Genomic DNA, 20,885 nt, shown 5'->3' on the forward strand with positions numbered 1-20,885 from the left:
TTAAATAAGAGAATTATATATTTTATTTAACTTAGTGTAACAACCAGTCTTTCTTCTCTTCCATTTAAGATCATTTATTTTTGAAACTGATGTTACTCCTTTACCAGATCCAATAAGAATTATTTCATCATAATCATCAATTGATTTAATAGAAATATCTTTAAAATTAATTTTAATTTTCTTACTTATAAATTTAAGTGTGTTTCCAAAATAACAATTTTTTTTAGGTGAAAAAATCTTTCCATTTTTCACAAAAACTAAATTTGAAGTACCAGTTTCTAAAATTTTATCATTAGCGACTAGGGCAATATCAAATTTAGTTGAGTCAACTTTACTTAATTTTGATAATATTTTTTTATAATAGAGATTTTTATAATTTGGTTCTACTCGTTTATATTTAAACAATAAAAGATTAAATTTACTTTTTGGTTTTGGTCTTTTTCTAATTGAGACTGATATCAGTTTTTTATTTAACGCTATACGAAATAAATTATCAGAACCTTTTTGTAGAGTATTTTTGTTAATTAAATCTTTAATAATATTTTCTAAATTGTTTTTTCTTATTCCATATTTTTTTGTAGATTTTATTAGGTTCTCTAAATGCGGTTTTAAAAGTATAAACTTAGGAGGTTTTCCAACCATTCGCATTGTGGTAAATACACCTCTAGACCCCCAAAGATCATTAAAATGAACTTCTTTAAGATTACTAAGCTGATAAGATTTTTTTAATAAGAGTGTTGCCATTTTCTGTTAAAAAAGATTCTGGATGAAATTGAAACCCATATATTTTGTTTTTATTATCCTCAAGGCCCATTGGTATTTTTGTTTTACTACATCTCATAGTTATTTTAATTGAATTCGATTTGAATGGCTCCATTAATTTTAATGAATGATATCTACCAACTTTAAATTGTTGATTATTTTTAAAAATTTTACTTTGATTATTTGTTTTTATTTTTGATTGAAATCCATGATATATTCTTTTTTGCTGTATGATTTTACCTCCTTCATTATACAAAATCATTTGATAACCAAGACAAATACCAATAATTTTTTTCTTTCCTTTATATTTTTTATAAATTTTTGATGTTGTTGGATAATCTTTTGGTGAACCAGGTCCTGGAGATAAAACGATCGCATCACTTTTATCAAGCGATTTATCATTTACTTCATAATAGTTTGCGCAAATTACTTTATCAAATTTTGCAAATTGATGAACAACATTCCAAGTAAAAGAATCTTGATGATCAATTATGTAAATCATTTAAATAACTCCAGTAAAGATTTTGCTTTAATATAATTTTCATTGAACTCTTTCTTTGGTGAGCTGTCTAACACTACACCAGATGCAGCAGAGATCTCTGATTGATTTTTATAATTTAATATAGATCTAATAATAATATTAAACTTCATATCTTGATTAAATTTAATAAATCCAAAACTACCTGTAAAAATATTTCTGCTTTCTTTTTCTTGATTATTTAAAAGTTCTAATGTTCTTATTTTAGGGCAACCAATTACGGATCCTCCAGGCATCATCGCTCTAATAATATCAATCAATTTTGTATTTTTATTTAATATTCCACCTATTGAAGTCACATAGTGAAAAAGATGCTTGTATTCCTCAACATATTTTTTTTTGAGTATTTTAACACTTCCTGGTTTACAAATTTTAGATAAATCACTTCTTTCCATATCAACTATCATGTTGTGTTCTTTGGTTTCTTTCTCATTATTTTTAAAATATTTAAGAGCTATATTTTTATTAGAAGAGTATTTTTTCTTAAAAGTACCAGCAATTGGTTTTGTAATTATTTTGTTTTTTTTCTTATCTATCAATGTTTCTGGAGAGCAACTTACTATCGAATAATCCTTGTCTTTTATCATAAATGACTCTGGGGAAGCATTAACACGCATTAATTTCCAAAAAAAATTAATAGGATTAATTAAAGATTTATTTTTATATTTTGTACAAATTTTAATTTGATAAGTTTCACCTTGTCTTATTTTTTTTGAAAATAATTCAAATATTTTTTTATATTTTTCATAAGAAATATTGATCTTAAAGGGACTTAGTATTTGAGTTTTGCTGAATTGATAATTGAATGTATGTTTTTTTATACTAGATATAACTTTAATATCTTTTCTGATTTTAATTATTGTCTCAGGTTTATAAAAAACCCCTTTATAAAAATTTATCCTTTTTTTATTTTTTAAATTAATACCAATTAAATTACATAAAATTTCGTAACCAAAAAAACCAAGATATAAATCTGTCTCTTTTTTGTATTTTTTTTTCTCTAACGATTTAAGAAAATTATGTATATTTTTTTTTGTTAAAACAATTTTTTTGGAAAAATCAGTGTAAATATTATACCCATCATCTACTTTATAAATAATTAAAGGTTTATCTGATTGATACAGATCCTCTAAATATGGGTTAAATTTAAACTTATGCTGGCTGAGTTCTTTCAATTGCTTTTTCTACTATAGGTAAATGTATCAGACCTGCAAAAATTGATAATGCGATAGATCCGTACCATGCATAATCAAAATTTCCATTTAACTCATAAAATACACCACCAAGATATGCTCCTAGGAAAGAACCAATTTGATGGCTTACAAAAACTATTCCATATAACAGTCCAACATATTTTGTACCAAAAATGTGTGCAACAATTCCATTTGTTGGAGGAACTGTGGATAACCATAAAAAACCAAAAGTAACTCCAAAAACTATCGAGTTAAATATACTTGGTGGTAAGAAAATAAAATAAATTATAGAAATTCCTCTTAATAGATAAATGGCACTTAAAATTTTTTTCTTACTATACCTTGTTGCTAAATAACCGCTGGTAATCGTACCAGCCATATTAAATATACCAATCAAAGCTAAAACCATTGCAGGCGTCCAGTTAGGCAAACCTTTGTCTGCCATATAAGTAGGAATGTGTGTTGCTACTAAAGCAATATGCCAACCACAAACAAAAAAACCTAAAGTGAGATAAATAAAACTTTTGTTTGCAAATGCCTCTTTTAGAGCATCTATTGCTGTTTGATTGTTATCTTGATTAACTCCTACAGGTATTTTTGGAGTACTAACAAACAAAGCTACCACTAATCCTAAACCTAAAAGAAGAGAAAAATATAAAAGTGTATTTTCCCAGCCTGTTTCAACTAAGGAATATCTTACAAGTAAAGGTGATACAAAATATCCGAATGAACCTGCACATGTAACAATTCCAGTTGCAATAGTTCTATTAGATGCTGGAAAATGTTTAGCTACCACTGATACCGGAATACCTATTGCAGTGGAGCCTAAGCCTATTCCAATCATCACTCCTATAGTTAAAGTAAAATAACCTCCAGTATTATAGCCAGAATAAAAAAGCAAAACCCCAACTAAATAAAAAACAAAACCAATAAATATTGCAACAGCTCCTCCGTATTTATCAGTAATTACACCAAACAACGGACTGAATACCCCCCAAAGTAATAACTGCAATCCCATAACAAAACCAAAATGGGATATTGAAATATCTAAGTCAGTATTAAAATCAAAATAAAACAATCCAAAGGTCTGTCTTATTCCTAAAGAAATAATTACAACTATAGAAGCGGCAATTAAAGTGATTAGTGCTTTTTTGCTAATAGTAAAACTTTCTGAATTCATTTAATAAATTTTAATGCTTGTTTTATATCATCTATAATATCTTTAGGATCTTCAAGTCCAATATGCATCCTTATTATATGTTCATCCTTATTTATATGTGTAAATTGTCTCTTTCCTAGTGCTTGGTGTGTTTGATAAAGTGCTAAGCTTTCAAAACCTCCCCAACTAAATCCATACCCAAAAAGTTTTAAAGAATTAACAAATTTTAAAACTGATTTTTTATTTTTTGATTTTATTTTAAATCCTAATAAACCCGATGCTCCAGAATAATATTTTTTCCATAATTTATAATTTTGACTACTTTTTTTATACGGATAAAAAACTTTAATTATTTTTTTCTGTTTTGATAAAAACTTAGAGACTTTAAATGCATTTTCTTGGTGTTTTTCCAATCTTACATCTAAGGTTCTGATACCTCTAAGAATTAAGTAGGCATCATCAGGACCCAATCTTAAACCCGAAACCTTACTTGTCGCTTCTACTAATTTAAAAACTCTTTTACTTATTGCCAAACTACCACCCATAACATCAGAGTGACCTGAGTAATATTTTGTTGCAGAAACAATTGACATATCGAAACCTAATTTAATTGGCTTTAAAAAATATGGCGTTCCCCAAGTGTTATCTATTGCTGTATAAATTTGGTTTTTTTTGGCTAATGACACAATTTTAGATAAATCTTGAAACTCAAAAGTGTTACTTCCAGGATTTTCTACTAAAATAAGTTTTGTTTTTTTTGTAATTTTATTTTTTAAATCATTTAAATCATTTGGATTATAAAATACTGCTTTAATATTAAATTTCTTTAAGTATGTTTCTGTCAAAAGTCGTGAGGGCGAGTAAACAGAGTCAGTTACAAGTATTTCATCATCTGGTTTAACAACACTTAATACCCCAAGAAATATAGCACCAAAACCAGTAGGGGTTAGATAAACTTTATAGCATTCTTCAATTTTTCGTAAAATTTGTTGCAATGCATAAGTAGTAGATGTTCCCTGTCTCCCATAATCAAAATTTCCGCTAACTGGATCTTTCAAATATTTATTTTGTGTTTTTTTAATATCCTGCATAGATTTAAAGATAATTGTAGAGGCTCTAACTACTGGAGGATTTACTGACTGGTTATGAAAATCTTTTGCTGTATGTTTAAGGAATGTTTTAAAAGAATTACCCATAAAAAATTTGATATGTTTATAAGACAATGCTATATCCCACTAAAATGTCAATAAAATTAACATAGGATTAAATGAGTTACCCAAAAAAACATAGAGGCCGAAGAAAACAAGGGTCTAAAAAAAGAAGAGCTAAAAGAAAAAATAAAAAGAAATAATTCTTCTACTATTCTTTAATCCATCCGCCACCAAGAACTTTGTGACCAAACTGGTCTTTGCGGTAGAATACACATGCCTGACCAGGTGAAATGCCGTCTTCCGGAAAAGCTAAATTAACTTTTGCATTTTTGTTATCTATTAAATCAACCTTTGCCTCTAAAAGACTTCCGGTAGATCTAACTTTAACAAATAGATTTTGATCTAAATCCTCTTTGTTGGTTAATAAATTTATTTCCTTTAATGAAATTGTTTTTTTCCCAAGTTTTTCTTTAGGTCCAACTATTATTTCATTTTTATCAGAATTAATCTTTAATACATATAGAGCTTCTTTGTCTGAAACTTTAATGCCTTTTCTTTGTCCAATTGTAAAATTGATAATTCCATCATGAACACCAATTACATTACCATCTAAATTTTTTATATTTCCTTTTTGAAACGAGTCAGGTCTGAACTTTTGTATCACAGAAGAATAATCGCCATTCGGGACAAAACAGATGTCCTGACTGTCAGGTTTATCTGCAACGTTTAAATCTAAATTTTTTGCAATCTCTCTAGTTTTATCTTTTAACATTCCACCTAATGGAAATCTTAAATAGTCTAATTGTTCCCTAGTTGTGTTGAATAAAAAATAACTTTGGTCTCTATTTTCATCTATTGCTCTATACATGTTTGTGGTTTTATTTTCTGTAACACTTTTTACATAGTGACCTGTTACTAATGCATCAGCTTTGAGTTCTTTTGAAACTTCAAATAAATCTTTAAATTTAACAGTTTGATTACACTGAACACATGGAATTGGCGTTTCACCTTTTAAATAGCTTTGAACAAAATTATCTATAACACCTTGTTTAAACTTATCTTGGTAATATAAAATTTTATGTTCTATACCTAGCTTATGTGCAACGCGTTTTGCGTCCATTATATCTTGACCTGAACAGCACTGCTTTGATGCAGCGACTTCTTTACCATCGTCATAAAGCTTCAAGGTTATTCCAATCACTTTATATCCCTCTTTTTTCATAATGCCTGCAACAGTGGAGGAATCTACTCCACCTGACATTGCGACTACTACGGTAGTATCTGAAGGTTTCTTATCTAAACCGATAGAATTTAAATTTTTATTCATAAGGTGGTATTTATACTTATTTACAATATAAGTTAAATTAAATGATTTTAGACTATGAACCAGGTGACAAAGTCACTAATCCTCAAAAAAAAGAATGGGGAATTGGGCAAGTGCAATCTATAATTAACGATAAAGTGACAGTTAATTTTGAAAATGCTGGAAAAAAAGTAATTAACGCAAAAAATGTTGAATTAAAAAAACTAGGAAAATGAAGTTAAAATTAAAAGAGATTGTTGAAAATTTAATCGATAATTTTTTAGAGGCTGGAGATTTGGCTATTCAATTAAGAGAAAAGGGTTTGGAAAAAAAAATAAAATCAGACAATACACCAGTAAGTAATGGCGATTTGGAAGTTAACAAATTTTTATTAAAAAAAATTTCTGAGATTACTCCTAATTTACCTATCATTTCAGAGGAGACCTCTGAAAATAAAGATAACCTAAATTTAAAAGATTTCTGGCTTATTGATCCTATTGATGGAACTTATGATTATATTAATAATTTAGAAGAATTTACCATTAATGCTGGTTTGATAGTTAATAACAAACCTGTTGCAGGATTAATAAATGCTCCTGCAAAAAAAAGAATGTTTTATTCATATGAGAAAGGTAATGCATTTGAGCTAAGAAACAGTAAAAAAACAAACTTAAGTAATTTAACTGCTAAGAAAAAAGAAAATTTAAAATTTATTTCATACTCAAATATAATAAAGCCTGAAATTCAAAAAATTTATGATGATTTGGGAGTAAAAGAAAATATTAGAATGAAAAGTTCTTTAAAATTCTGTGTCGTTGCTGCTGGTGAATATGATGGTTATGTTGCTGAACCAAGAGCTTATGAATGGGATATAGCTGCTGGCCATGCAATTCTAGAACATTCGGGTGGAACTGTAACTGATTTTGAAGGAAATGAAATTTTGTATGGTAAAAAAGATTTTAAAAATCCAAGTATAATTTTGAAAAATAAAAATATTTTATAATGGATGAACAATTAAGAATAATACTAATAATAATTGTTTCTGTTTCAATTTTTGGGTTGTTATTATTTGTTTTCGTAAAAAATTATATAAGAAATAAAATAAATCAGCTTGTTAAAGAAGAAAAAGATAAAAATTTAAAGTAGATTAATTATTTTAAGATATTCATCTTTTTCTATATCCATTACCTTTTTTGATGTATCAAAATCAAAACCATTTCTTGCAAGTAGAGATATATCTTTTTTATAAAATAAAGTTCTATTATCCTCTGCTCTAGCTGGGCCAATTCTTTTCTTTTTACATAATTTTATTGCTGAAAAAAAATCTTGATCAGAATTATTTTCCTTTATTTTCTCGACCGTGCCCTTAATAAATGTCTCGTCAATTCCTTTTCCAATTAAATAATTTCTAATCTTGTTAATTGAGTTTCCTCTTTGGATCATGCTTTTAGCTTTACTTTCAGAATAAAATTGATCATTTATAAATCTGTTTTTTTCTAAGTCGGACAAAACAATATCAATCAATTTATTAACATCTTTTTTTCTCACATCAGACGCAGATAGTTTCATATATTTTTTTAATAAATAAGTTTTAAGTTGTTGTTTTGAAGGAGCATACTTTTCAACATAAGCAAAGGCAAAATTACGCATCTCATCAACGGTTACTTGAAGTGTTTTTTTTCTATTTCTTATAGGAATCATTGTTAGAATTAATATAATATATCTAAATGATTGAACAAATTTATACTTATTTCACAATAGAGACACTTTACATGTGGATCAACCTTGGAGTTCTGCCTTTTTGGTTTATCTTGATAGTGTTTCCTCAATCACATTTAAGTAGAATTTTTGTAACATCAATTTTTCCTTTTTTCATATTAAGTGGTGTATATATCTTCATTCTATACAAATCTTATTTAATTGGTTATGATTTTGATGGCAATTTCTCTCTTTACTTGGGTCTAAGCGAGCTATCTAGATTATTTGAAGACCATTTGTACATAATGATTTTTTGGACTCATTTCATAGCAATAAACTTATTTATTGGTGGTTGGATTGTTAAAGATTCTCAAAAGTTTTCTATAAACAAAGTTTTGATGGCTGTACCATTAATAGTTACTTATTTAATTGGTCCAATAGGTTTATTTTTATACTGGATAATTAGAATTTTTTACGCAAAAAGAATTAGTTTATATGAGTAATCATATAGACTTTTATTTCGATATAATTAGCCCTTATGCATATATCGCACACAAAAAAATTCTTAAAATTAAAAGTATCTTATTTAATTACAAACCAATTTATTTAGGAGGTCTTCATAAACTAGCTGGAATTGATTCTCCTGCATTTAATAAATATAAATTAAAAAATAATATAAATGATTGCAATTTAGTATCTGAAAAAAATAACATTAAATTTAAATGGAATTCTAATTTTCCAATAAATTCATTAAATATAATGAGAGGATATATTAGTGTTAGTAAGGATAAGCAAAACGATTACTTAAATTGCTTTTTTGATGCATATTGGAAAGATAATCATGACTTATCAAATAGTGAAAATATTTCTAAATTATTAAAGAATTTAAATATTGATAGTGAAGAATTTTTTCAAAATATAAAGGAACAATCAGTTAAAGATAAATTGATTAAATTAACTGCTGATGCTTTTCAAAAAGAAGTTTTTGGAACTCCAACCTTTATAGTCAATAATAAAATTTTTTGGGGACAAGATAGACTTGAATATGCTTTAGAAGAATTTAATGCTGATTAAATTATTTTAAATTTGCTGCTAGCTATAGATCCAAAGCCACCATCAATATGTGATACTTTTTGATATCCCATATCTTTTAATGATTTTACAGCTAAAGCTGATCTTACACCTCCCGCACAAAATAAAACAAATTCTTTATTTTGGTCTATTTGTCCATTTTGAAATACAGGACTATTAGGATCTAAATATACTTCAAGCATTCCTCTTGGAATATGACTTGCTCCTTCAACGCTTCCTGTATTTTCTAGTTCATTACTTTCTCTTATGTCGATTAGATTACAATTTTTATCTTGGACCATTTGATAAGCTTGATCTGCATTAATTGTTTTAATCTCTTTTAAAGTTTCATTAACTAGCGTTTGTAATGATTTAATGACCATAATATTGTAAAACCTATAACACATTATGAAAAAATTTTTTATAAAAATCTCTAAATTTTTAGGATACGAAATTTTAGATCAAAATAATTTTTCGTCTCCAACATTAGGAAAGGAATTAAATGAAGAATTATCAATTTTGAATGAAAAATCTATAGTTTTACCTTTAGGAGAGGTCAAAATTACAAAAAAAGTAAATTCAATACTCATTGTACTAAGAATGAATACAGATATTGAGATTTGGGATCAAAATAGAAGAAGGTTATTTGAGCATCCAAAAATTGAATATACTAAAAGATCATTAAATTCGCTTATTAGATCAATTGATTTTTTAAAAAATAAATATCCAACCATAAATGTTAAAACAATAATTGTTGATGATAATTCAAGTATTGAAAAACTTAATATAATTAAAAAAGTAATTGATAGAAATAATATACAGATAATTAATTTAGATTACTCAAAATATAAAAAAAAAATATCAGAACAAAAAAATAAAGAAACTTTTGCAAACCTTGCGAGTTTACTTCAAAGTTTTGAGATTGGAAAAAATGCTGGCGAAGATTTAATTTACTTTATTGAGGATGATTATTTGCATTTTGAACCAATGTTGGAGGAAATGGTAGCTTCTTTTGAAAGAATTGCATCACAACTAAACAAGGATATTTTTATGTGTCCATCTGATTATCCTTATCTTTACATGAATAATGCTAAAACAAATGTATTAATTGGAAATAAACGTCATTGGAGAACTGTAGATAAAACACTATGTACCTTCATGACAACTAAAAACTTATTAGATAAATATTGGGACAACTTTTATAAGAATTGTCTAGATAGACACGATCCATTTGAGAAATATTTAAATGAAATATATTTAAAAGAAATTTGTATTTCTCCCTTAAAAAGTTTATCACTACATTTAACAAATATTAATTCAAGTTACGGCTTATCACCATTAATTGATTATAAAAAACTTTGGGAGGAAAATGAAATAAATGATTAAAGAAAATACAAAGGCACCAGATTTTAAATTACCATCTACAAGTAACAAAGATTACTCTCTTAAAAACTCTAAAGGTAATTATGTCATTATTTATTTTTATCCCAAAGATGATACGCCAGGTTGCACAACTGAAACTAACGATTTTAATAAATTGCTTCCAAAATTTAAAAAATTAAATTGCGAAATATTAGGAATTTCTAAAGATAATTTAAATAGTCATGAAAAATTTAAAAATAAATACAAGATTAAATTTGATTTATTGGCTGATGAAGAAAAAAAAGTACTTAAAAAATATAAGGTATGGGCAAAAAAAAAGTTCATGGGTCGAGAGTTTTTAGGAATAGTTAGAACAACTTTTCTGATCGACAAAAAGGGTAAAATATTAAAAATTTGGAACAATGTAAAAGTTAATGGACATGCTCAAGAGGTCTTGGAAACTTTAGAAAATATCAGTAAAAAATAAAAAGGCCCCGTTACCGAGGCCTTCTGTTAACTAACTAGAGAGAGAGATTATAGTTAATTTTTTTTTAATTTTAGAGGCTCTTCAATGAGATAACGACATGGAGATCGAAGAGCCTCTATATTACATGCAATTAGTCACGTATTGCGTATGCTATTACTCCTGTTTCAGTTACGTCAGTACCTTTGGCTTCAGCCTCTTTACTTAGTCTTATTCCAAAAGTAGCTTTCATAGCAGAGAACACGATGTACGACACCACAAATACAAAAATGTTAATTGATAGCACACCAATTAATTGGGCACTAAAAGATGCATCAGTGTTAGTTAATGGCACAGCTAATGTTCCCCATATTCCAGCAAACATGTGAGCCGGAATTGCACCTACTACATCATCAAGTTTGAAACTGAAAAGTAACTTAGTTCCAAATACAACGATTAAACCACCTACAGCTCCTATGAAAATAGCTGCTAAAGGCGATGGTGCTAATGGTTCAGCTGTTACAGCCACGAGACCACCAATTGCTCCGTTTAACATTTGAATAACATCAGTTTTACCAAACATTAATCTTGTGATTATTGCAGCAGCCATTACACCACCAGCAGCAGCAAGATTAGTGTTAATAAAAATACTTGATACAGCAACTGCATCGTCAAATGTTCCTATAGCAAGTTGAGATCCACCATTGAATCCAAACCAACCCAACCACAAGATGAAAACACCAACTGTTACCAGCGGAATTGATGAAGCAGCAAAAGGTCTAATAGCTTTCGCTTCACCTTTACTACCAAATCTTCCATATCTAGCACCTAACAACATAATACCAGCTAAAGCTGCTGCACCACCTGTTGAGTGAACTAGTGTTGAACCAGCAAAATCAGAGAAGCCCAGTTCTGCTAACCAGCCTCCACCCCATTGCCAACCCATAACGATTGGATAAATAATTCCAGATAAGATAGCTGCAAATAGAAAAAATGGCCAAAGTTTTACTCTTTCAGCCATTGCACCTGAACAAATTGAAACTGTTGTTGCACAAAAAACCATTTGAAAATACCAATCAGACCCATCAGCATATCCAGTATCAACTGAACTTGCATCAGACCAAGGTGTAAATGTTCCAATGTATCCACCTTCAGGTATACCATACGCTAAGTTATATCCAAATAACCAAAACATAATTCCGGCAATTGAGTAAAGACCAATGTTCTTTGCACAAATTACAGAAACACTTTTGGAAGTTACCATACCAGATTCTAGCATTGCAAAACCCGCTGCCATGAACATGACCATGAAACCACACATTAAAAACAATAGTGAATTGAATATAGCTTGAACTTCAGCAGAAACTGTTGTTTCTGCCATACCCGCACTGCTCATGTTTAATAAAAATATCAAACTAAGAATTGGTGCGGACATTTTTTTTATAAATTTAGTCATAAGACCTCCACTTGTTAAGTGATGTTTTATAGTTTTAATTAAATTTAAAAGTAACGCTGATTAGGAAAAGTGGCTATGCAGTTTTTGCATATAGAAACAGCCCTGAACGTGCTTTTAAAACGTTTAGGGCTGTAGAAAAAGAATATTATCTGTTGAATACTTCTTTTAAAGCTTTGGCTGGTAAGAATTTTACCTTTTGAGAAGCAGCGATTTGAATCTGCTCACCTGTTCTAGGGTTTCTTCCAACTCTTGCTTTTCTCTTAGCAACTTTGTACGTACCGAACCCAGCAATTTTTACTGAATCATCACCTTTTAGAGCATCTAAAATAGTGTTGGTAATTGTATCAAAAGTTCGCTCAGCATCTGCTTTGCTCAAATTTAATGAGCCAGAAAGCTTAGCAATTAGTTGTTTTTTGTTCATTTTAGCTCCGGTTTTGTTGGTTAATATTTATACTTGTCATAAACGTTGATAAATCAAGCTTTTTTTTAGTGTTTAGTTTTCTAAAACACACAACATCTTGTAAAAACTTAAATAAATGTTGGATTTATTGACTTTTTTAAACTTTTTAGAATGTAAATTATCTAAATAAACCTAGGTCTTTTAGATCATTAAATGTGGTGAAAAACATTAATGATAGCAACAAAAACAATCCGATTCGAAAAAAACCCTCTTGAGTTTTTTGAGATAAAGGTCGGCCTAACACTTTCTCAAATGCATAAAACATTAAATGTCCCCCATCTAACATTGGTATTGGAAATAGATTAATAAGCCCTAAACTTATTGAAATATAAGCCATCATACTGATAAACGCCAACACTCCAAAAGTTGCAACTTGTCCAGAAATTTTAGCAATTCTAATTGGACCTCCCAATTGAGAAGTATCTGCTTTACCTAAAATCATTCCTCCGATGTATTTTAATGAGGAAACGCTTACAAAATAAACTTCATAACTTGCATGATATAAAGCCTGAGCAGGTCCTAATTTAACATGGTTAACTTTATTATTATAGGCACCAAGCTTAATACCTACCATTCTTTTATTTATCTTATTCCCTAATCCATCATCACCTTCAACAATATTGGGTTTTACTTTTAATATTAATTCATGATAAGAACGCTTAACTTTAAAGTCTATAAAGTCACCAGTAGACATTGTGATAAATTTAGAAACTTCCATAATACTTTTAACTTCATTACCGTCTATTTCTAAAATTATATCCTCAGCTTTTAGCCCTCCTGCCATTGCAGGACTATCTTTCTGGACTTCATTAATAACTGCAGGAGTAAAATCTTTACCTATAAAGGTATAAATTGAAAAAAATATTACTAAAGCTAATAAAAAATTAGCCAAAGGTCCGCCAAATACAATTAAAACTCTCTGGTATAAAGGTTTTAAAATAAATAATTTTTCCCGCTCCTCTTCATTATATTTTTCTAAAATTTCTTGATGATCAGCCTGAGAATAAACATTTCTATCACCAAAAAATTTAACATAACCACCTAGAGGAATTGCACATATTTTCCATCTTGTACCTGATTTATCATTCCAACCAAATAACTCTTTACCAAAACCAATTGAAAAATCTGTAACACCTACTCCATATTTTCTTGCAAAATAGTAGTGTCCATATTCATGTATAAAAACTACTACTAAGATAAGTATTAAAAATGGAATGATATAACTGAGCATGCGTTTAATATATTATTATTTATAATTAACTCAATAAGCTAAAATGCCTTATTATTGCTAGAATTTATATTTTAGTTTAAATTTTGATCATTAATACTGTATACTACAAATATGCCTTCATTTGATGTAATTAGTAAAATAAATTATCAAGAATTTGATAATGGTTTAGCTAATTGTTTAAGAGAAATTAGTAACCGTTATGATTTTAAAGGACATGATATTTCAATTGAGCGAAAAGATAAAGCGGTGACTACCACTGCACCTGATGAATTAAAATTAAAGCAAGTAAATGAATTATTACAGACCCATTTAGTTAGAAGAAAAGTAGATCCAAGAATTTTAGAGGTTAAAAGTTCTGAAGGAGCTTCGGGAGGATCCATTAGACAAGTCAGTGAATTAAAAGAGGGAATTAGCCAAGAAAATGCTAAAAAAGTTATTGCTGACATTAAAAAACTTAAACTTAAAATTCAAATTAAAATCCAAGGCGATGAATTAAGAGTAGATGGCAAAAAAAAAGACGACCTGCAAGGAGCTATCGCTGCAATCAAAAAAATTGATATTGGGCTTCCAATTGATTTTGTTAATTTTAGAGACTAATTAAACTTTTTGAATTAAGGATGCACTATTATTTGTAGGCTTATTAACATCTTTTGAAACTTCATGAAAAATTAAATTTGGAATTTTACGTTCTTTTAAAAACACTGAACCTTGTAATTCTAAATTTAAATAACGATTAATATCAGCTTGATTTAAAATAACTGGTTGTCTGTGATGAATTTCATTTATGTTTTCTTTTGCTTCTTCTGTAATTAAACAGAACTGATCATTTTCAAAGATACCAGCAAAAAAAATAGGGTTTGTGTCTTCACGAGTAAAATAATGTGGAGTTTTTTCTTTTTCTTCTCTTTTCCATTCATAAAAACCATCTGCAACTGCAATACATCGATTGTTTTTTATAAGTTTTTTAAATGAAACCTTTTCATCAATAGTCTCTAACCTTGCATTTATTAAAGCTTTAAAATTCTTATCTTTAGCCCATCCTGGAACTAAACCCCATTGTAGATTTTCTAAAGTATTTCCATTTTTATATTTTTTAATTACAGGAAGTTTTTGATATGGATGAGCATTATAGTTTTCAACATCTTCAACATAAATTGCAGATTTAACCAATTTATTTGTTTTTGTTACGGGGTTTTTTACTACGTATCTTCCACACATTATATTGTTTGCTGTTTCATTAATTCTTCTATTTGTTTAATCATAATTTTTGGTGATCTCATAGCAGGATAAATTTCTTGCGCTTGCTCGTAACTTCTAATCGCTTTTTCATAATTCTTGAGTTGAATATTTACTAAACCCTGACCTGCTAAAGCTCCAAAGTGTCTTTGTTCTAAGGCTAATACTTGATCTATATCATCTTGGGATTTTTGAAATTCTCCTAGCATATAAAGTACGGTTGCTCTTTTATTCCATGCCTCAGCCCAATTTTGATCAAGATTAATTACTTCAGTAAAAATATCTTTTGCTTTTATATAGTTTTGATCTCTCACAAATTGTGAGCCCTCTTCTAATCTTGCAGTAAGTTTTTCATCTGTTGGATGGGTACTCCACAAGGCCCAAATTTCTTGTTCAATTATAAAAGCTACTTTCGATTTATTTGCTTTTAACTCATTAAACAATTGGTTCAGTCTAATATCTCTTTCGTTTGCTAAAGAACTAACTTGTGAAAATAAATAAAACAAAATTACTAGGAATACTTTCTTCATCATTTAATATTATCAAATATTAGAATTAGAGTCTTTGGTCTTAAGTGTCTTTGTTGTTATTTTTACAACTATAAAAAGAAATATCTTTTTCTTTTTCCTGTTGTTTTATATTGATTGTGATTTCATGAATAAGTTCACCTGTTTTTCTAGTATAGACTGCGGACTCAGAATAATTCCTCTCTTTATCGAACGCTTGAATTAAAAATATATCCTTATTAGAAATTTTAACCTCTAAATCAATTTTATTAAAAAATTCTGATAAATTTTTAACATTTAGAATGTCTGGTGTTTTAGACTCGATTATTAACTTATTAATATCTTTTCTATTAATTTGATCTTTTGTGAAAGATTCAAAGTTATGGTCTGGATTTTTCAAAATTACTTTTTCAAATTTGCAATTTAAATTCAAATCAGAATTTAATGTAATATTTGTATTTTGAGCTTGAGCAAAACTAAAGCAACACAATAAGCTAAATATTGATAGAAAGACTTTCATTTAATTTATTATATTAATAATACTTTTTTTTATTGTTTCACTTACTTTTATTGTTCCATCTTTGTTGGGGTGTATACCGTCCTGTTGATTCAAACTTGGATTAAGTGCCACACCTTCAAGAAGAAATGGGATTAACGCTAAATTATATTTTTTTGATAACTTTGGATAAATAGCATCAAACTCTTTTTTATATTTTTCCCCATGAGTATCTGGTGCCATCATTCCAGCTAAAATAATTTTAATTTTTTTATTCTGAGCAACTTTTATTATTTGTTCTAAATTTTTTTCCGTTTCCTCTGGTTGGATTCCTCTAAGCATATCATTAGCACCTAAACCTAAAATTATTAAATCAATGCCTGGCTCTGATAAACTCCAATTAGCTCTATTTAATCCACCTGATGACGTGCTACCAGAGACACTTCCATTAATGACTTTAATATTTAACCCAGCTTGCTTTAGATTGTTTTCTAAAACTATTGATAAATGCTGTTCTTTAGGTAATCCATAACCAGCCATCAAACTATCACCAAATAAAACTACCTTTTCTATTGCACTTGCGTTTATGTGCACTAGAAAGATTATCAAAATTTTTGTAAATAAACTTTTGTTCATGAGTACTCTTCTTAAATTAAAAAAAATAAATCTCAAATACCAAACTGGTAAAGATACTATCAGTGTTTTAAAAAATATTGATTTAAATATTAAGAAAAAAGAAACTGTTTCAGTAGTTGGAGAAAGTGGTTCAGGGAAAACAAGTTTAATAATGTTAATTGGGGGCTTAGAAAAACCAACTTCTGGTAAAGTAATTTTTAATGATCTTGACATAACAGGCCTTAGTGAAGACAAAGTATCTGAGATAAGAAAGAAAAATATTGGAATAATATTTCAGTCTTTTTATTTAATTCCTAATTACACAGCAGTTGAAAATGTTGCTTTAACTCTTGAACTTAATAATTTTAAAAATCCAGAAAAAGAAGCGAAAATTTTATTAGATCGTTTTGGTTTGAAGCATCGTTTTAATAATCTTCCAAGTCAATTATCAGGTGGTGAGCAACAAAGAGTTGCTATCGCTAGAGCAATTGCGATGAAACCAGAATTAATCTTAGCAGATGAACCAACAGGAAACTTAGATACTGAAAATTCTATAATGATTGCAAATATTTTATTTAAGTACGTCAAAGAAGAAGGTTCGTCTTTAATCATGGTAACTCATGATCCTAAACTTGCAGACAAAGCAAAAAGAAAAATAAAAATTAAAGATGGAAAAATTAAATAATCCTTCAGAATTTAGTTTGATCATTAAATATGCTTTAAAGGACTTAAGCAGAAATTATCATAAAATTTCCAGTATCATTGTTACACTCTTTATAAGTTTATTTATCTTAAGTGCTATTTTCACAATTGAAGATAGTCTTAAAAAAGAACTAAATGATAATGCTAAAGCACTTTTAGGTGGAGATTTAGAGATTGATTACAATCGTAATCAAGGAAATTTAGATCTAGTTAACAAAGTAAAAGAATTTGCAACTGTTTCTCAAATGATTGAGTTCAGCACTATGCTTTCAACTACTGGCAGAGAAAAAAATAAATCATTATTTACTAGAATTAAAACTGTAGATGAAAAATATCCTTTATATGGAAATGTTGTATATGAGCCAATTGGTGCTTATGAAAGAATGCAAAAAGAACCTAAAACAATCCTTATCAATGAAAGTTTATCAAAAACCCTGAATATTAAAATTAATGAATTAGTAAAAGTACAAGATAAAAATTTTAAAGTAATTGGAATTATTAAATCAGTACCAGATGTAAGTGGATTTGTTGCATTTGGCGATTGGGCTTTAGCAGGAAAACAAACTTTAGAAATTTTAAAACTAAATGGAATTGGAAGCTTTTTAAACTATGAATATAAAGTAAAGTTTAATGAAAATGATAAGCCAGAAGAAATTGAAGAACGAATTGAAGAAATCTTTAAAGACGATCAAAAAGTTAAACTTAGATATCCTGAAAATTCTGCAAGTGGGATAAAGAGAATTATAAATAATTTTTCTCAATTTTTATCCCTTGTATCTATCAGTGCAATGTTGATAGCTGGTATTGGAATAGCAAATACTCTGCTTTCTTTTATTAATCAAAACAACATGTCGATAGCTGTAAGAAAAGCAGTTGGCTTTTATTCGGGCAATATTAAAATACTATATTATCTGCAGTTATTTATACTTTTATTTATCATTACTGTTGTTGCTTATGGATCGAGTTTCTTAATTGTACCACTAGTAGATAAATATTTATCTGATGGATTGGGATTAAATGTTTATCCAGTATTTTCAATTATTAATTTTCTTAAAATATTTTTAGTAGGATTACTGGTACTTGTAATTTTTTCTATCCCAACAATCAGTTCTATTGACCAAGTGAAGGCTTCTAATTTATTTAGAAACGTATTTCAAAACCTTCAATTTTATTATTCTAAGAGATCAGTTATTCTAAGCTTTATTTTATTATCTATTTTAATTTTATTATTCACAGTTGGATCTGAACAGCCTTCATATAGTTTGGGTTACTTTGCTGCCTTTTTTGTGTGTTTAATTGTATTTTTCTTACTTTCAAAATTAATTATTTTTTTTCTAAAAAAATTCAAATCTAGTCCAATAATTTCTTTAAAAGTTTCAATTAAAAATATTACCCAAACAAAAAGTATAACTCCCATTACAGTTATGTCTCTTGGCTTAGGGGTTACTTTATTATTAACATTAGCTTTAGTTGGTACAAATTTTCAAAGAGAAATTGCGAAATCTATTCCTGATATTGCGCCTGATTATTTTTTTGTCGGTATTCAAAAAGGTGAAAGAGAGAAATTTGAACAAGGTATTTTAAATATGGATCCAAATGCATCTATAGAAATTGTGCCAATGGTATCCTCTGGAATTGTAAAAATTAATGGTGTGGATCCTAACACTTATATTAAACCAGATAATGATAGTTATTGGGTAATTGGTAGTGAAAGAAGATCTTCCTGGGTCGAAAATATACCTGAAGATAATGTAATTTTAGCTGGTAAATGGTGGGATTTATCAAACCCAGATCAACTTCAAATATCTCTTGATGCAAAAGTTGCTAAAGATTTTAACATTCAGTTAGGTGATATTTTTACTTTAAATGTTTATGGACGAGAAATTGAAGGAGAGGTCATTAATTTCAGAGAAGTAGATTATCGAGATTTAAGCATCAATTTTGCAATGTTATTTAATCCTCAATTTGCAAAAAATATACCTCATGAATATTTAGCTACTGCAAAATTTAATTCAAATAAATTTGATGAAACTGAAATGCTTGAAATCATGCCAAGTTTATCAATGATAAAAATTGCAGATTATTTATCTAAAGTTACAGCTGTTTTAAATAAAGTATTTATTGCAGTTACATTAATCTCTGCGGTTACTATTGTTATAGGATTAATCGTAATTTCGAGTGCAATTATGGTTCAAGGGAAAGTAAAAGAATATCAAAATTTAGTCTTTAAAATTTTGGGTTTTTCAAAAAAACAAATTATTTTTTCATCACTAATTGAATTCATTATTATTTTTAAATCTGTAATTTTGATTGCAATATTCTTTGCAGTACTTGGTTCAAAATTTATTATGGAAAATATTTTTGAGCTAGTATGGATGTTTGACTTTAAAGTTTTAATTTATCTAGGATTTTCAATTGGCTTTGTTACTTTAATTTTCATATTACTAACAAATTTAAAATATCTAAATCCTAAAGTTTATCCTCTAATAAGAAATCAATAATTAGAATTTAGTAATTTTACTATCCAAAGAAATTAGATTTAATTCTACTTTCAATTTTGGAAATTTCTTTTTTATTTGTTTTTTAATTTTTGAGAACGACTCTTTATGAATTTTTTTTTCATTAGCTGAGGTAAATTCTTTTTTTCCATTTGCAATTTTGGCAGCACCACAATCTTTATGATTAATAATAATTAATTTTTCTATTTTATGCAATTGAATAGAAGTTTCTAAATTATCATAAAACGTTTTATGCCATTGCTTAAATTTATTATGTGTAACCCCAACAGCTGCACCTGCAATTGTAAAAGCGCTGTATTTTCCTATTAATTTTTTTTTCAGTAAATGATTGTGGACTATATGTTGAAATCTTGGATCTATACAAGATAATACCATTGCTTTAAATTTTGATTTCTTCAATTTAATTCCACTTTAAACATAGCCTCATTTCTTCTATTCATTGGTAGAGTAAATGGACTATCATAGGTTGCTCTAATTGGTGGGCTTATAATTGATATATTATTTTTTTGTAACTCTTTTTCTAAAATTTCTTTATGCTTAAGAAAGTTTCCGTCTGACGCTCGTCCAGAATATTTCAGCACCGCGTAGTGTCCACCCTCGATATTAACTATTTTTACATCTTTCCTGCTTGGATTTGGTACATTTTCTAAGTTGAATTTAGAGGGTAAATAAAATTGCATACTCATATTTCCATTTTTCTCAAATTGTGTAACTGGAGTTGTCATTTTAATTTTTTCCTGAGTATCATTTCTACCTGAAATGTAATTGAATAATTTTCTAAAATTACTATCTATTCCAGATGTTACCGTTTCTACCGCTAAACGATCAGAATATTTTCTAATCTCATATATTTCATTTTTAGTGACAACTTCATAATTTGCTTCTTCGTAGGCCATAACTTTAGAATATGGTAAAATAAATAAAGTACAAAATACTATTAAATAAAATTTAATAATTCTCATTG

The 20,885-nt window shown here is 28.1% G+C and carries 26 protein-coding genes; 9 read left to right on the top strand and 17 right to left on the bottom strand.

Annotated features, from left to right (window positions below; translation table 11 throughout):
• The 6 genes from ACTT9Y_RS03700 to mnmA form a co-directional block, all read right to left on the bottom strand.
• Nucleotides 1-744: an aminotransferase class IV gene (locus ACTT9Y_RS03700; RefSeq protein ID WP_440933066.1), complete on the bottom strand. Its 744-nt coding sequence runs from the start codon at nt 742-744 to the stop codon at nt 1-3.
• Entirely contained in the window at nt 707-1,264 is a 558-nt protein-coding gene (locus ACTT9Y_RS03705; RefSeq protein WP_075484633.1) for an aminodeoxychorismate/anthranilate synthase component II, read from the bottom strand. The genes ACTT9Y_RS03700 and ACTT9Y_RS03705 overlap by 38 nt, the downstream gene beginning before the upstream one ends.
• Nucleotides 1,261-2,475: a chorismate-binding protein gene (locus ACTT9Y_RS03710; protein WP_440933067.1), complete on the bottom strand. Its 1,215-nt coding sequence runs from the start codon at nt 2,473-2,475 to the stop codon at nt 1,261-1,263. Before ACTT9Y_RS03710 ends, ACTT9Y_RS03705 begins: the two co-directional genes overlap by 4 nt.
• On the bottom strand, nt 2,453-3,673 hold the full coding sequence (locus ACTT9Y_RS03715; RefSeq protein ID WP_440933068.1) for an MFS transporter: 1,221 nt from the start codon (nt 3,671-3,673) through the stop codon (nt 2,453-2,455). Before ACTT9Y_RS03715 ends, ACTT9Y_RS03710 begins: the two co-directional genes overlap by 23 nt.
• A complete protein-coding gene (locus ACTT9Y_RS03720; RefSeq protein ID WP_440933069.1) occupies nt 3,670-4,848 on the bottom strand; it encodes a trans-sulfuration enzyme family protein in 1,179 nt (392 codons plus the stop codon). Before ACTT9Y_RS03720 ends, ACTT9Y_RS03715 begins: the two co-directional genes overlap by 4 nt.
• A 163-nt stretch (nt 4,849-5,011) precedes the next feature.
• Complete coding sequence (gene mnmA / locus ACTT9Y_RS03725) at nt 5,012-6,130, bottom strand: tRNA 2-thiouridine(34) synthase MnmA (protein ID WP_440933070.1); 1,119 nt, start codon at nt 6,128-6,130, stop codon at nt 5,012-5,014.
• 41 nt (nt 6,131-6,171) lie between these two features.
• Here mnmA and ACTT9Y_RS03730 point away from each other — a divergent pair, with 41 nt between their 5' ends.
• Nucleotides 6,172-6,342, top strand: coding sequence for a DUF3553 domain-containing protein (locus ACTT9Y_RS03730; protein WP_075484623.1), 171 nt, complete (start codon nt 6,172-6,174; stop codon nt 6,340-6,342).
• Nucleotides 6,339-7,109 (top strand): 3'(2'),5'-bisphosphate nucleotidase CysQ family protein, encoded by a 771-nt coding sequence (locus ACTT9Y_RS03735; protein ID WP_440933071.1) that lies wholly within the window; start codon nt 6,339-6,341, stop codon nt 7,107-7,109. Before ACTT9Y_RS03730 ends, ACTT9Y_RS03735 begins: the two co-directional genes overlap by 4 nt.
• A gap of 134 nt (nt 7,110-7,243) precedes the next feature.
• Here ACTT9Y_RS03735 and ACTT9Y_RS03740 read toward each other — a convergent pair whose 3' ends face one another.
• Complete coding sequence (locus ACTT9Y_RS03740; RefSeq protein WP_440933072.1) at nt 7,244-7,807, bottom strand: regulatory protein RecX; 564 nt, start codon at nt 7,805-7,807, stop codon at nt 7,244-7,246.
• 26 nt (nt 7,808-7,833) lie between these two features.
• On the opposite strand from ACTT9Y_RS03740, the gene ACTT9Y_RS03745 reads away from it, so the two are divergent.
• Both ACTT9Y_RS03745 and ACTT9Y_RS03750 read left to right on the top strand, forming a co-directional pair.
• Nucleotides 7,834-8,307: an ABA4-like family protein gene (locus tag ACTT9Y_RS03745; protein ID WP_075484617.1), complete on the top strand. Its 474-nt coding sequence runs from the start codon at nt 7,834-7,836 to the stop codon at nt 8,305-8,307.
• Entirely contained in the window at nt 8,300-8,878 is a 579-nt protein-coding gene (locus ACTT9Y_RS03750; protein WP_440933073.1) for a 2-hydroxychromene-2-carboxylate isomerase, read from the top strand. Before ACTT9Y_RS03745 ends, ACTT9Y_RS03750 begins: the two co-directional genes overlap by 8 nt.
• Here ACTT9Y_RS03750 and ACTT9Y_RS03755 read toward each other — a convergent pair.
• Nucleotides 8,875-9,258 (bottom strand): rhodanese-like domain-containing protein, encoded by a 384-nt coding sequence (locus ACTT9Y_RS03755; protein WP_440933074.1) that lies wholly within the window; start codon nt 9,256-9,258, stop codon nt 8,875-8,877. The genes ACTT9Y_RS03750 and ACTT9Y_RS03755 overlap by 4 nt on opposite strands.
• Nucleotides 9,259-9,283: 25 nt before the next feature.
• Here ACTT9Y_RS03755 and ACTT9Y_RS03760 point away from each other — a divergent pair, with 25 nt between their 5' ends.
• Both ACTT9Y_RS03760 and bcp read left to right on the top strand, forming a co-directional pair.
• A complete protein-coding gene (locus ACTT9Y_RS03760; RefSeq protein WP_440933075.1) occupies nt 9,284-10,261 on the top strand; it encodes a glycosyltransferase family A protein in 978 nt (325 codons plus the stop codon).
• On the top strand, nt 10,254-10,724 hold the full coding sequence (bcp, locus tag ACTT9Y_RS03765) for a thioredoxin-dependent thiol peroxidase (RefSeq protein ID WP_440933076.1): 471 nt from the start codon (nt 10,254-10,256) through the stop codon (nt 10,722-10,724). Before ACTT9Y_RS03760 ends, bcp begins: the two co-directional genes overlap by 8 nt.
• 130 nt (nt 10,725-10,854) lie before the next feature.
• Here bcp and ACTT9Y_RS03770 read toward each other — a convergent pair whose 3' ends face one another.
• The 3 genes from ACTT9Y_RS03770 to rseP all read right to left on the bottom strand — a co-directional run bounded on the left by ACTT9Y_RS03770 (nt 10,855) and on the right by rseP (nt 13,847).
• Nucleotides 10,855-12,156: an ammonium transporter gene (locus ACTT9Y_RS03770; protein ID WP_075484304.1), complete on the bottom strand. Its 1,302-nt coding sequence runs from the start codon at nt 12,154-12,156 to the stop codon at nt 10,855-10,857.
• Between the two features lie 145 nt (nt 12,157-12,301).
• A complete protein-coding gene (locus tag ACTT9Y_RS03775) occupies nt 12,302-12,577 on the bottom strand; it encodes an HU family DNA-binding protein (RefSeq protein ID WP_023853992.1) in 276 nt (91 codons plus the stop codon).
• A 157-nt stretch (nt 12,578-12,734) separates the two neighbouring features.
• Nucleotides 12,735-13,847: an RIP metalloprotease RseP gene (gene rseP, locus ACTT9Y_RS03780; RefSeq protein WP_440933077.1), complete on the bottom strand. Its 1,113-nt coding sequence runs from the start codon at nt 13,845-13,847 to the stop codon at nt 12,735-12,737.
• Nucleotides 13,848-13,958: 111 nt separating this feature from the next.
• Between rseP and ACTT9Y_RS03785 the strand changes: the two genes are divergently transcribed.
• Nucleotides 13,959-14,444 carry a YajQ family cyclic di-GMP-binding protein gene (locus tag ACTT9Y_RS03785; protein ID WP_440933078.1) on the top strand — a complete coding sequence of 162 codons (486 nt, stop codon included), beginning with the start codon at nt 13,959-13,961 and terminating at the stop codon, nt 14,442-14,444.
• Here the strand turns inward: ACTT9Y_RS03785 and ACTT9Y_RS03790 are convergent, their stop codons facing one another.
• The 4 genes from ACTT9Y_RS03790 to ACTT9Y_RS03805 are packed head-to-tail and all read right to left on the bottom strand — an operon-like array spanning nt 14,445 to nt 16,721.
• On the bottom strand, nt 14,445-15,065 hold the full coding sequence (locus ACTT9Y_RS03790; protein ID WP_440933079.1) for an SOS response-associated peptidase: 621 nt from the start codon (nt 15,063-15,065) through the stop codon (nt 14,445-14,447).
• Nucleotides 15,065-15,613: a tetratricopeptide repeat protein gene (locus ACTT9Y_RS03795; RefSeq protein ID WP_440933080.1), complete on the bottom strand. Its 549-nt coding sequence runs from the start codon at nt 15,611-15,613 to the stop codon at nt 15,065-15,067. The genes ACTT9Y_RS03790 and ACTT9Y_RS03795 overlap by 1 nt, the downstream gene beginning before the upstream one ends.
• Before the next feature lie 40 nt (nt 15,614-15,653).
• On the bottom strand, nt 15,654-16,109 hold the full coding sequence (locus ACTT9Y_RS03800; RefSeq protein WP_440933081.1) for a hypothetical protein: 456 nt from the start codon (nt 16,107-16,109) through the stop codon (nt 15,654-15,656).
• Entirely contained in the window at nt 16,110-16,721 is a 612-nt protein-coding gene (locus ACTT9Y_RS03805) for an arylesterase (protein ID WP_440933082.1), read from the bottom strand. It lies immediately after the preceding gene.
• Between ACTT9Y_RS03805 and ACTT9Y_RS03810 the strand changes: the two genes are divergently transcribed.
• Nucleotides 16,720-17,385, top strand: a complete 666-nt coding sequence (locus ACTT9Y_RS03810; protein ID WP_440933083.1) for an ABC transporter ATP-binding protein — start codon at nt 16,720-16,722, stop codon at nt 17,383-17,385. The two genes, ACTT9Y_RS03805 and ACTT9Y_RS03810, sit on opposite strands and share 2 nt — an antisense overlap.
• Nucleotides 17,369-19,903 (top strand): ABC transporter permease, encoded by a 2,535-nt coding sequence (locus tag ACTT9Y_RS03815; RefSeq protein WP_440933084.1) that lies wholly within the window; start codon nt 17,369-17,371, stop codon nt 19,901-19,903. The genes ACTT9Y_RS03810 and ACTT9Y_RS03815 overlap by 17 nt, the downstream gene beginning before the upstream one ends.
• Here the strand turns inward: ACTT9Y_RS03815 and ACTT9Y_RS03820 are convergent, their stop codons facing one another.
• Both ACTT9Y_RS03820 and ACTT9Y_RS03825 read right to left on the bottom strand, forming a co-directional pair.
• Complete coding sequence (locus ACTT9Y_RS03820) at nt 19,904-20,320, bottom strand: carbonic anhydrase (protein ID WP_440933085.1); 417 nt, start codon at nt 20,318-20,320, stop codon at nt 19,904-19,906.
• Complete coding sequence (locus ACTT9Y_RS03825) at nt 20,317-20,883, bottom strand: SOUL family heme-binding protein (protein ID WP_440933086.1); 567 nt, start codon at nt 20,881-20,883, stop codon at nt 20,317-20,319. Before ACTT9Y_RS03825 ends, ACTT9Y_RS03820 begins: the two co-directional genes overlap by 4 nt.
• Nucleotides 20,884-20,885: the final 2 nt, after the last annotated feature.

This window comes from Candidatus Pelagibacter sp., from assembly GCF_052049995.1.
Taxonomy (GTDB): domain Bacteria; phylum Pseudomonadota; class Alphaproteobacteria; order Pelagibacterales; family Pelagibacteraceae; genus Pelagibacter.

Excerpts from the sequence above, each read along its gene's own strand:
- ACTT9Y_RS03770 (WP_075484304.1), bottom strand. The coding sequence starts at position 12,156 with ATGACTAAATTTATAAAAAAAATGTCCGCACCAATTCTTAGTTTGATA.
- mnmA (WP_440933070.1), bottom strand. The coding sequence starts at position 6,130 with ATGAATAAAAATTTAAATTCTATCGGTTTAGATAAGAAACCTTCAGAT.
- ACTT9Y_RS03705 (WP_075484633.1), bottom strand. The coding sequence starts at position 1,264 with ATGATTTACATAATTGATCATCAAGATTCTTTTACTTGGAATGTTGTT.
- ACTT9Y_RS03795 (WP_440933080.1), bottom strand. The coding sequence starts at position 15,613 with ATGAAGAAAGTATTCCTAGTAATTTTGTTTTATTTATTTTCACAAGTT.
- ACTT9Y_RS03745 (WP_075484617.1), top strand. The coding sequence starts at position 7,834 with ATGATTGAACAAATTTATACTTATTTCACAATAGAGACACTTTACATG.
- ACTT9Y_RS03825 (WP_440933086.1), bottom strand. The coding sequence starts at position 20,883 with ATGAGAATTATTAAATTTTATTTAATAGTATTTTGTACTTTATTTATT.
- ACTT9Y_RS03805 (WP_440933082.1), bottom strand. The coding sequence starts at position 16,721 with ATGAACAAAAGTTTATTTACAAAAATTTTGATAATCTTTCTAGTGCAC.
- ACTT9Y_RS03800 (WP_440933081.1), bottom strand. The coding sequence starts at position 16,109 with ATGAAAGTCTTTCTATCAATATTTAGCTTATTGTGTTGCTTTAGTTTT.
- ACTT9Y_RS03775 (WP_023853992.1), bottom strand. The coding sequence starts at position 12,577 with ATGAACAAAAAACAACTAATTGCTAAGCTTTCTGGCTCATTAAATTTG.
- ACTT9Y_RS03730 (WP_075484623.1), top strand. The coding sequence starts at position 6,172 with ATGATTTTAGACTATGAACCAGGTGACAAAGTCACTAATCCTCAAAAA.
- ACTT9Y_RS03785 (WP_440933078.1), top strand. The coding sequence starts at position 13,959 with ATGCCTTCATTTGATGTAATTAGTAAAATAAATTATCAAGAATTTGAT.
- ACTT9Y_RS03700 (WP_440933066.1), bottom strand. The coding sequence starts at position 744 with ATGGCAACACTCTTATTAAAAAAATCTTATCAGCTTAGTAATCTTAAA.
- ACTT9Y_RS03760 (WP_440933075.1), top strand. The coding sequence starts at position 9,284 with ATGAAAAAATTTTTTATAAAAATCTCTAAATTTTTAGGATACGAAATT.
- ACTT9Y_RS03740 (WP_440933072.1), bottom strand. The coding sequence starts at position 7,807 with ATGATTCCTATAAGAAATAGAAAAAAAACACTTCAAGTAACCGTTGAT.
- ACTT9Y_RS03755 (WP_440933074.1), bottom strand. The coding sequence starts at position 9,258 with ATGGTCATTAAATCATTACAAACGCTAGTTAATGAAACTTTAAAAGAG.
- bcp (WP_440933076.1), top strand. The coding sequence starts at position 10,254 with ATGATTAAAGAAAATACAAAGGCACCAGATTTTAAATTACCATCTACA.
- ACTT9Y_RS03750 (WP_440933073.1), top strand. The coding sequence starts at position 8,300 with ATGAGTAATCATATAGACTTTTATTTCGATATAATTAGCCCTTATGCA.
- ACTT9Y_RS03720 (WP_440933069.1), bottom strand. The coding sequence starts at position 4,848 with ATGGGTAATTCTTTTAAAACATTCCTTAAACATACAGCAAAAGATTTT.
- rseP (WP_440933077.1), bottom strand. The coding sequence starts at position 13,847 with ATGCTCAGTTATATCATTCCATTTTTAATACTTATCTTAGTAGTAGTT.
- ACTT9Y_RS03715 (WP_440933068.1), bottom strand. The coding sequence starts at position 3,673 with ATGAATTCAGAAAGTTTTACTATTAGCAAAAAAGCACTAATCACTTTA.
- ACTT9Y_RS03735 (WP_440933071.1), top strand. The coding sequence starts at position 6,339 with ATGAAGTTAAAATTAAAAGAGATTGTTGAAAATTTAATCGATAATTTT.
- ACTT9Y_RS03790 (WP_440933079.1), bottom strand. The coding sequence starts at position 15,065 with ATGTGTGGAAGATACGTAGTAAAAAACCCCGTAACAAAAACAAATAAA.
- ACTT9Y_RS03815 (WP_440933084.1), top strand. The coding sequence starts at position 17,369 with ATGGAAAAATTAAATAATCCTTCAGAATTTAGTTTGATCATTAAATAT.
- ACTT9Y_RS03810 (WP_440933083.1), top strand. The coding sequence starts at position 16,720 with ATGAGTACTCTTCTTAAATTAAAAAAAATAAATCTCAAATACCAAACT.